This window comes from Acaryochloris sp. IP29b_bin.148 (assembly GCF_028285565.1).
Lineage (GTDB): Bacteria > Cyanobacteriota > Cyanobacteriia > Thermosynechococcales > Thermosynechococcaceae > Acaryochloris.
In genome coordinates, this window is record NZ_JANQOY010000237.1 from 1 (window position 1) to 9,666 (window position 9,666).

At 47.5% G+C, this 9,666-nt stretch carries 9 protein-coding genes; 2 read left to right on the top strand and 7 right to left on the bottom strand.

Annotation, left to right across the window (positions count from 1 at the left end):
* Positions 1–489: 489 nt before the first annotated feature.
* From Q0986_RS21270 to hemL, 3 genes are all read right to left on the bottom strand, one after another.
* On the bottom strand, positions 490–1,416 hold the full coding sequence (locus Q0986_RS21270; protein ID WP_299415518.1) for an SUMF1/EgtB/PvdO family nonheme iron enzyme: 927 nt from the start codon (positions 1,414–1,416) through the stop codon (positions 490–492).
* A gap of 88 nt (positions 1,417–1,504) precedes the next feature.
* A complete protein-coding gene (locus tag Q0986_RS21275; protein WP_299415521.1) occupies positions 1,505–1,804 on the bottom strand; it encodes a hypothetical protein in 300 nt (99 codons plus the stop codon).
* Between the two features lie 257 nt (positions 1,805–2,061).
* The gene (gene hemL, locus Q0986_RS21280) at positions 2,062–3,360 is read right to left on the bottom strand and encodes a glutamate-1-semialdehyde 2,1-aminomutase (RefSeq protein WP_299415524.1); all 1,299 of its coding nucleotides are present in this window, start codon (positions 3,358–3,360) and stop codon (positions 2,062–2,064) included.
* Positions 3,361–3,777: 417 nt separating this feature from the next.
* Here hemL and Q0986_RS21285 point away from each other — a divergent pair, with 417 nt between their 5' ends.
* Together Q0986_RS21285 and Q0986_RS21290 are read left to right on the top strand one after the other, a co-directional pair.
* Positions 3,778–5,805, top strand: a complete 2,028-nt coding sequence (locus Q0986_RS21285; RefSeq protein ID WP_299415529.1) for a GspE/PulE family protein — start codon at positions 3,778–3,780, stop codon at positions 5,803–5,805.
* Between the two features lie 169 nt (positions 5,806–5,974).
* Complete coding sequence (locus tag Q0986_RS21290; protein WP_299415532.1) at positions 5,975–6,427, top strand: NUDIX hydrolase; 453 nt, start codon at positions 5,975–5,977, stop codon at positions 6,425–6,427.
* A 104-nt stretch (positions 6,428–6,531) separates the two neighbouring features.
* Here the strand turns inward: Q0986_RS21290 and Q0986_RS21295 are convergent, their stop codons facing one another.
* From Q0986_RS21295 to Q0986_RS21310, 4 genes are all read right to left on the bottom strand, one after another.
* The gene (locus Q0986_RS21295; protein WP_299415536.1) at positions 6,532–7,638 is read right to left on the bottom strand and encodes an amidinotransferase; all 1,107 of its coding nucleotides are present in this window, start codon (positions 7,636–7,638) and stop codon (positions 6,532–6,534) included.
* A 182-nt stretch (positions 7,639–7,820) separates the two neighbouring features.
* Positions 7,821–8,897, bottom strand: a complete 1,077-nt coding sequence (locus Q0986_RS21300) for a TIGR03032 family protein (RefSeq protein WP_299415539.1) — start codon at positions 8,895–8,897, stop codon at positions 7,821–7,823.
* Between the two features lie 152 nt (positions 8,898–9,049).
* The gene (locus tag Q0986_RS21305; RefSeq protein ID WP_299415542.1) at positions 9,050–9,196 is read right to left on the bottom strand and encodes a hypothetical protein; all 147 of its coding nucleotides are present in this window, start codon (positions 9,194–9,196) and stop codon (positions 9,050–9,052) included.
* Between the two features lie 61 nt (positions 9,197–9,257).
* Positions 9,258–9,425, bottom strand: coding sequence for a hypothetical protein (locus tag Q0986_RS21310; protein ID WP_299415545.1), 168 nt, complete (start codon positions 9,423–9,425; stop codon positions 9,258–9,260).
* Positions 9,426–9,666 lie beyond the last annotated feature (241 nt).

A 9,666-nucleotide genomic window follows, 5' to 3' on the forward strand; every position in this document is an offset into this window, starting at 1 on the left:
GTCGTTTTTAATCCAATTCAGAATGTCCTGGGGGGATTGGGCCATGAATTACTCCTTAACAGTAAATAGCAAGCTCAAGTGCATTCCCTGGGGCAGAAAATTTACCAAGCTCATAAAAAGCGGTCAAACAAAAAACTCTCAGGGTGAGTCAAGCTAAGGATTTAGCCTAATATCGTAAGAGACTGGATTACAGGGGTTTTGTATCAAAAAATACAGTTTTATTTTTCCTCTCTATTTTTTGGAGAGTAAAACTCTAGAATCACGATTAGATAAAGGGTGTGAGTTTCTAAAGTCTTGCTTTAATTTTTTTGTAGAGTCCCTTTTATTCGCCCTACATAAATCCACGTCGCCTTACTTGAAATCAGACATTTTGTGAGCCTCTGCAGCGATGATCACCCTATTTTTAGCTTCAACCACTCTAGGTCGGGCTGCTCACTTTGGCCTATGGTATCCACGATGTCTTTAATTTTGCATGAGGGCAAAGGTTCGCTATTCTTTGACTAAGCGAAAGCCAAATAGAATATGCCTTGACCCAAGAGGACGGGAATGCCGATACGCTGCTCGGCAGAAACCCGGCAAATCATCCCATGAGCAGCCTTTCATCACAGTGGCTTTTTGCAGGAGACGCTGAGTGAACGTCGAGGTATATTCAAAGACATTGCCAGCCATATCTTCGATGCCGTCAGGGCTACGGCTGAGGGGATAGGTTGCGATCGCACTGGTATGTAGTCCACCCTGTTTGGCCCAGTTCGTGGCATTGTCTTGCCAATCATTGCCCCACGGGAAATAGCGACCATCGGTCCCCCGTGCCGTTTGTTCCCATTCCGTTGCGGAGGGTAAGCGATAGGTCTGCCCATCTCGCTGGCCTCGCCATTGAGCGTAGGCTTGGGCATCCTCATAGGACACCAAAACCACTGGATGCTGGCCTTCCCCTGAGGGATAGTTCTGCCCCTGCCATAGATAGGGGCGTACGGTTTGGTAGGGATGGACCAGAAAGCCTTGCCGCTGATACTCTGCTGCCGAGATATGGGGAGAACGATGGCCAGTCGCTTTGACAAAGGTTTGGTAGTCCGCATTGGTGATTAAGTGCTTGCCCATGCACACTGCCGGTTGCGATCTCACCTCGCGATCCGGTTCACTATCGAACCAACCCTGACGTCGTAAGTTTTTTTCAGCCTTGGAAATGTCCTCAGGTCGATGAGCTGAGGCCGCTGCTGATATCCGGTAGGCGTTGTCTCGTTCTATGCGATCGCTGCCTAGAATATAGTCCCCTGCTTTCACCCAAACGAAATCTTCTCCTTGTTCGCAAGCGTTTTGTGTCAGAGAGGACACATTTGCTTTGGACTGACATCCCATTAAGCTAGACAGTGCCAGTAAGCCGACGAGCAACCATTTGAGTTGGAGTGGCTGAGGCATATTTTTCCCAGATGACTGAACCACCATCATAGTATGGAGCCTAGCCGCCAATTCCACTTTTCCTATTCGCTTCGGGAAGAGAAGAAGATTAATCCATGTCTAGTTTGTTAGGGCCTGGCATATTATTAGGCGTATAGATATTGCCTGCCTCCACTCGACCGACAAGTGTTGCGCCAGTGCCACACAAAATAACGACAATTTGGGCAATATCGCTTCCTGTAAATTTGCCTGCATCTACACTTTCCCCAATGATCGGAGCAATCGCAGCCACTGTGGTAAAGACAATGCCCCAAAACGTCTTACTAGAGAAAATACTTTTGGATTGCGTTAATGGTTTTGGAGGAGTAAATGAAGTTGGAATATGGGGGTGTTGAGTAGTGGTATTCATTGCTGCTTCCCTCTAAGAATATTTAATACCTTAGGAGGGTTGCTGATGGGTATCAGTGATATTCACAGGGAAATAATGTGACATTGATCGAAGAAAATTTTTTGTGTTTTCCCTGGAATAGTATTCTCCAGCAGGGACGTATATTTCAAGGACAGTATAAATCTCAACAATAAAAAAGAGAGGCACATAGACCTCTCTCAAATGATCAATTTCGAAGATAATCTTTGGCTGATGAAATCAACCTCTACAATCGGCCATTAGATGTTAGACAATACGACCTTTGCCGCTTCTAAAGTTTGGTCGATGTCTGCATCAGTATGGGCCAATGAGGTAAAGCCTGCCTCAAATTGGGACGGTGCTAGATAAATACCTTGCTCCAGCATTCCCCGATGGAATTTGGCAAACTTAGCAGCATCTGCTGCCTTGGCATCGTCATAGCTATGGACGGGACCAGCGGTAAAGAACATGCCAAACATACCGTTAATATGCCCTCCACACACCTCATGACCTGCTTCACGGGCAATTTGCAGCAGTCCAGAGATTAACTTACCTGTAATCCGATCGAGCTGATCATATGTCCCAGAGCGTCTGAGTAATTCCAGGGTTTTAATCCCTGCCGTCATTGCTAGAGGATTGCCAGATAAAGTCCCTGCTTGATACATTGGCCCGGCCGGAGCGACCAAACTCATAATGTCTCGACGGCCGCCATAGGCACCGACGGGTAAACCACCCCCAATCACCTTACCCAAGGTCGTCAGATCCGGCGTAATGCCAAATTTTTCTTGAGCCCCACCATAGGAGATTCGAAAGCCTGTCATCACTTCATCAAAGACCAGTAAGGCACCATTCTCTTTAGTAATTTCACGTAGGCCCTCCAGGAATCCGGCATCAGGTGGAATAAAACCAGCGTTACCGACCACAGGTTCAAGGATCACCCCAGCAATCTGGTCAGGATGTTGGGAGAATAGGGCTTGTACAGACTGTAAGTCGTTGTAGGGAGCCGTTAGGGTATTTCCCGTCACGGATTTGGGCACACCGGGAGAATCCGGTAGCCCCAAAGTCGCCACACCAGAACCAGCCTTGACCAAGAACATATCGGCATGGCCGTGATAGCAGCCTTCGAATTTGATCACTTTTTCCCGGCCCGTAAAGGCTCGCATCAATCTTAGGACTGACATACAAGCTTCAGTTCCCGAATTGACAAAGCGAACTACTTCCACACTGGGAACGGCATCAATGACCATTTCAGCCAGTACGTTTTCCAACAAGCAGGGAGCGCCAAAGCTGGTGCCCTTGTCTAGGGCTTCCTTGAGGGCGGTGAGGACTTCAGGATGGGCATGGCCACAAATTGCAGGGCCCCAGGTGCCGACGTAATCAATATACTGATTGCCATCAACATCCCATACATGAGCCCCTTTCACTCGATCAAAGACAATGGGTTGACCACCAACGGACTTAAATGCGCGGACAGGTGAACTGACGCCACCGGGCATTAATTTCTGCGCTGCGGCAAAAATTTCCTCTGACTTTGTTGTATTGAAGGTGTCAGTAAGCAACGTTTTCTCCTTAAGATCAGCTGACTCGCTGAATGGTTTGGTAATTAAAATCCTTGAAAGGGACTTATAGCAAGTTTATGCTGAAGCTCCAATCAACATAGTCTTTTATTTTACTGTCTCACTCTATACCGAGTAAAACTATCAAGGAATCGTGCTGCCCATCGCTGTGTTCGCTGTTCTTCACCCAGTTGCTTGGGTTCTCAAGTGGATCTAAATCATTCGCGACCGCCTTTTTATCGCCAATCTGAATTGCTAACGATTTTTTAAGGTTGTTTATAGAAGGATATTTGTGGTATTCATAGTTGATGGCCAACAAATCTACATTAGCCTAAGATTTCCCCATAAATTGAAGTGTTTGCATTAGCAGACTTTATTTTCACTGAACTATTTAATCACTTTATATCTTTATAAATAATCATGGAGAATAGCTCATCTCAGCGGGATTTGCTCGTTAGAAATAATTTTTCTCCCTCAAACGAAAAATTAATCAAGAGTGGCTATATAGATCAGGCTCGCCTACGCGAAGCGATTTATGAAAGTAGGCGTAAGGGGCGATCGCTGCTAGCTATCCTCCAAAAAATGACGGGGAAACCGTTGCCCCCACGACTGTTGCGCCAAATTAAGCGCCAGCAACTTTTCGAACTTAAAATTCTCTACGGTCTGGATTGCCTTGACCCAGAGCTGACTCAGGTTGACACGGAGCAAGTCGAGCGACTGATTCGAACGTTAATCCCTCTGGACTACTGTCGTCGCTATCAGCTTTTGCCCCTATCCATCAATGAGGAGGAGGATCCTCCCGTTGTGCGAATCGGAATGGTCAATCCCGATCATCTCAGTGCCATCGATGATGTGAGTTACTTATTGCGATCGAATGGGATGACCTTCCAACGGGTGGTCATCGACTTAGATACCTTTCAATTATTGATTACGAAGTTCTTAGATGCCCAGGCAAAACGGCAGAAAACCATTCAAGAGAACCTCCCCATTGAGTATGGTCTGGAAGAAGATCTGGACCGTCTAGGTGGAATTGAAGATTTATCGAGTAATGATGCTGAGGTTAACCTAGACGAGGCGCTGCTGGATGAGAATGCAGCTCCCATCATTTCCTTAGTTAATAAAATTATGGCTAAGGCGCTACAAAATCAAATCTCTGATATTCATATCGAACCCCAAGAGGATAATCTGCGCATTCGCTTCCGTAAGGATGGTTTACTGCACAATGCCTTTCAACCCCTACCCCGTCGGATTGCACCTGCCCTCGTCTCTCGTTTCAAGATTATTGCCAATTTAGATATTGCCGAGCGCCGTTTGCCCCAAGATGGGCGTATTCTAAGGCTATTTCAGGGGCGTAAAGTTGATTTTCGAGTGAGTACGCTGCCGAGTCGCTATGGCGAGAAAGTGGTTTTGCGAATTTTAGATAACTCTTCCATGCAGCTGGGCCTCGACAACCTGATTGACGATTCTGCTAGCTTAGAGCTGGTTCGGGAAATGGTGGATCGTCCATTTGGCTTGATTTTGGTGACAGGACCGACAGGTTCTGGTAAAACGACCACCCTGTATTCTGCCCTAACGGAGCGCAACACGCCTGAAGTCAACATCAGCACGGTTGAAGATCCCATTGAATATACGTTGCCAGGTATTACCCAGGTCCAGGTGATTCGGGAAAAGGGCATGGACTTTGCTTCCATCCTCCGGGCTTTTTTGCGGCAGGATCCGGATGTGCTACTGGTCGGTGAGACCCGCGACAAAGAAACTGCTAAAACTGCGATTGAAGCAGCCCTTACGGGACACTTAGTGCTAACCACCCTTCACACCAATGATGCCGCGAGTGCAATTGTTCGCCTAGCTGAGATGGAAGTGGAACCCTTTATGGTGTCAGCCTCGTTGCTGGGCGTTGTGGCTCAGCGGCTTGTGCGACGACTTTGTCCAGATTGCCGGATTCCCTATAAGCCTTCGCCAGAAAAGCTGGCTCAATTTGGTCTTGTGGCATCTTCAAAAACTGAAGTCACGTTTTATAAAGCCAATACCTCCACTGCTGACGACATTTTGGCAACGGCAAATACCGAAGATGCTTGTCCCACCTGTTCTGGGATTGGTTACTCGGGTCGGTGTGGGGTATACGAAGTTATGCAGGTCAGTGAAAAGTTGAAATCACTGATTACGGAAGGGGCTCCTACTGAGCATATTAAAGAAGTGGCTGTGGATGAAGGTATGCAAACCCTCTTAGCCTATAGCCTGAAGCTCGTTGAGCGAGGGGAAACCTCTCTCGAAGAAGTGGAGCGGGTGACCTTCTCGGATAGTGGCTTGAAAGCAGAGTTAAAAGCTAAGCGGAAAACAGCTTTGAACTGTCATGTTTGTGGTGCTGGCCTCTTGTCGGAGTGGTTGGATTGCCCTTACTGTTTAACGCCCAGATTTTCAGAGCATCATCCTGCTAACACCGTTTGAGGGACCTTGCTCTACAGACAGAACTACCATGATGTCAAGTCTAGCTGTAGGTGAGTCATATCAACCCCAATCCCATGACCAGCTAAGTCAGTAACCATTTTGTTTAGAGTCGAGGATCGTTCTCATAGTACGGTGTCATCAGACCTAATTTGAGATGTGTACAGACGCTATGCCTCCTCGTAATCCTATTCCTACCGTCGATATCATTATTGAAATGTGGGATCGCCCTAATCGCCCTATCGTGCTGATTGAACGCCAGAATCCACCCTATGGCTGGGCATTACCCGGTGGGTTTGTCGACTATGGGGAATCGGTAGAAACCGCAGCCATCAGAGAAGCCAAAGAAGAAACTTGTCTAGATATTCATTTGCTCGAACAGTTTCATGTTTACTCATCTCCGGATCGTGATCCACGTCAGCATACGCTGAGTGTGGTTTTTATTGCCCAAGCTGTCGGTAAACCCCAAGCCGCAGATGATGCGAAGACACTTAAGCTCTTTGAGCTATGGCAACTTCCCCAGGATCTCTGTTTCGATCACCCACTTATTCTGCAAGATTATCAGCGGTATATTCACCATCCTGCTAACCGCAACGCGCATTGTTTGGGTACAGGAACGCTCTAACATTTTGGGTTGTAGCCATTGGGTTGGATGAAAAGGGGATAAGGCCGTCCTAGCCCGGCTGGCATGAATATTGGGCTCATCAGACTCCTATACTTAACCAGGACTTAGCAATAAGACTGCAGTTTACCTCGTCTGCGAATATCTAAGGTTGCACAGTGAAAGGAGCCGCCAAAGGGGGCAAAGTTGATGAAGGGGCATTTTATGGGTTCAAATCCCCAGTCTTTAAATGCTGCGATCAATGAGGTTTGATCCGCTTCCACGATCACTCGCTTTTCGTCCAGCATAAGAACGTTTAGGCTAATCCACTTACTACACATGGAGGGGACTCCCTTAATCGGATCGGGTTCGGGGGGAACTAACATATCCCAAGATTTGAGGGCTTTGGGAAGTTTGTCTACATCGATGTATTCAGGATTAATCAGGGCTTTCCCCGGTGCTAATGGAATAAATGTAGAGTCGATATGCATAGGGGTGGGGCAGGAACTATTAATTTCGTGAATTTGGTAGCGATCGCCCAAGTGGCGTCTTAACCATGTAATGCCAGCCTGATTCGTGACATTACTTTGAGTGACAAATAAATCGCGACCACAGCGAACAAAATCGGCAGCATCAAAAACAGGTTCAAACTCATTGATTACATAGCGTAGGGGTTCTCCCTTAACAGGAGGCTTAAAGGAATAATCAAATAGATCGTCCGTTAGTTCTGGCTTAGGAGCAGAGGTCCAGCGGGCTCCTTGGGCGAAATACTCTTTAAATAGGGGACGGTAGGCATGCGTTTCAAAATAGCGGCAACGCCACGCCATTGGCGTTTCAATAATTTCATCTCCCAGTACCATAAACCCATCCCGAGGACAGGCGGTACAAAATCCCTTAGAGGACCAATCAAGGGCCTTATAACGTTTCGTGCCTTTGATAATTTCTGGTCGTCGGACCACAACTCCTTCTGACTCCAGGATGTGGATAAATTCATCCAGTTCTCGTTGAGCTTTCTTGAGTAAGAACCCTGGATATTTTTGTCCAGCAAAAATACGGTATAACCGAGCTGTACTGGGCGGAATATTATAAGTAACCGTCACATGATACGGGGGGATAATGGCCCCTTCTAGACGACCGACAATGACCTCTTCTAGCGGATCCCATTCATTATAAGAATTGACTGGACAGGGCGTTGTTGTAGTTGAACCGGTCGGATCTGTCATCAATTCCGTCATTGTCTTTCCTCACCTATTGCGGCTTGCGACCAGCCGCACAAACCAAAAGTTCCCTCAGAACTTTATGAGATCTTGTTCCGAAAATCAATCTTGTTCAAGCGGGTAGCCCTGGCCTATGACTGTCCACACGGTTTAGGTCACGGTGTAGAGGCATATTGGTTCAGCTATTGAAAGGCTCGCCCTCAGTTTTCAACGTCTCTTAACGCATTATCGGGGAGTGCATAGGAACTACCTAAGGTTTTTTCATCTCCTTCAAGAATTTCAGGGAAGGTCGTTTGTGGTAAGACTGCAACTGCAAAAATTTCTTGCACGGCATCCTCAAAGCGGAGAAACCCTACAATTTCTCCAGTGTGGATATGGAACACCCAGACACCACAAATTCGCTCATCTAGCCGTTCCGTGAGGGGAATGCCACTAAAGACTGCCGACTCGCGCACCTGCGACAATCCCACAAAAGCCAGAGGACCATAAAAGTCTAGACCACGGGTAAAACCAGGTAGTTCCACTACCGTGGTGAGTTGGCCTGTCTGCACATCTACGGTGGCCACGGAGCCTTTACCAGACTCTAAAACCCACAGCCTGTCATCATACCAGCGAGGTGAATGGGGCATGGACAGCCCTTGGCTCAGGATTTTATGGGTCTGCACGTCCATCAGCAGGCCGCCCGTTGCCTTCTGTGCTCGCCAGCCTTGGGGTTCGTTGGTTGCGCCTAAGGCTGTGACATATTTCGGTTGATCCTTGACAACGGCCAAACCATTGAGATGACAGCGATCTTCAACACCTAAGCCTGTGATAAATGGGGGACGCCAGCGGGGAACAAAACTATAGGCATTATCCAACGTACATAGACAAGAGAACCGAGTATTGACAACCCATAACTCATCTCCTGCCCAAGCCATTTCATGAATATCAATATCGCCAGTGATATGGATATTGCGAGGGATATAGCAGGCATCATGTTTGCCTTGGGGGGCGATCTGAGGGGCCACCGCAGCCATGTTGTACAGTTCCGTCAGTTGATAGGCTTCACCAATGGCCATTCGGGTGGCGTTGGCTGCCAAGCCCATGGGGCGTCGAAAATGACGAAAGTGGGTATTGAGTTGATTGTCTTCGGCCCGCACCAGGATAACTTTACCTGCCTGATAAGTAGATACCACCAGCGAAAACCGATTCTGGTGCAAAAGCTGTGCCAAATTAGAAGTATAAACACTTCGCAGGGGAGCGTTGTCGAGATCTGTGGCAGCGGCAGAAGAGGGCATTATCAGGCGAGGCAACAGCTCTTGATCCTAAGGGCAACTAGTCACATTCGTAAAGGGCACCTGGGGAGTCCCCGGGAGAACTACAGTGCCATCGACACCATTACCAAGACCGCACCAACGCCGATACGGGGACCAGTGCGTAAATCTACAGCTTAGGTAGAGGGAATGGAGGTTTGGGCTTGAACGACGGCGGGCAAGCTAATGAATGTCGCGAGAGGGCGAATGGCACTGATGAGATGGCAACAGATGGCCATAATTAAGACTTGTAAGCTCAATGCAGTCGAAAGTCGGAGAAACATAGGATTTCAGTCTTTTTTATGCCGTAGAAAAGTCAATTACCCTGAAATAGGGTTTAATGCCTTATGCTTTGTTCTTCTTAGAGCTGCAAGTGGTCAGGTCATAAGCAGGGATGATTCCCCCTGTTTTGTTGATGGAGTGGAAGCCGCCCACAAACCGCTCGGCTTCTTTGGGCGATAGCTCAACCAATAGTTCTTCGATAGAGGTTGTTTGGTGTTTGCGAGGTGTCATGGTTGGCATCCTTACTAGGTGAAGTGTTCTAAGAGCTTGCCGTATATGGGTTTTCGCTCGTTGAATTCACTATCACTGAAAGACTAAGCAGAAAAAATCCTGAAAAATTCAGGTTTGTTCAGGCTTAAATTTAGGTATTGGGAACTCTAGTTTCCCCTAAATGTTGAGTGCCCAAAAAGGTTCAGGCTCTGATCCGAAGCAACCATACCTATAAATCGATGACTTAAGCAGCGAGTGGATC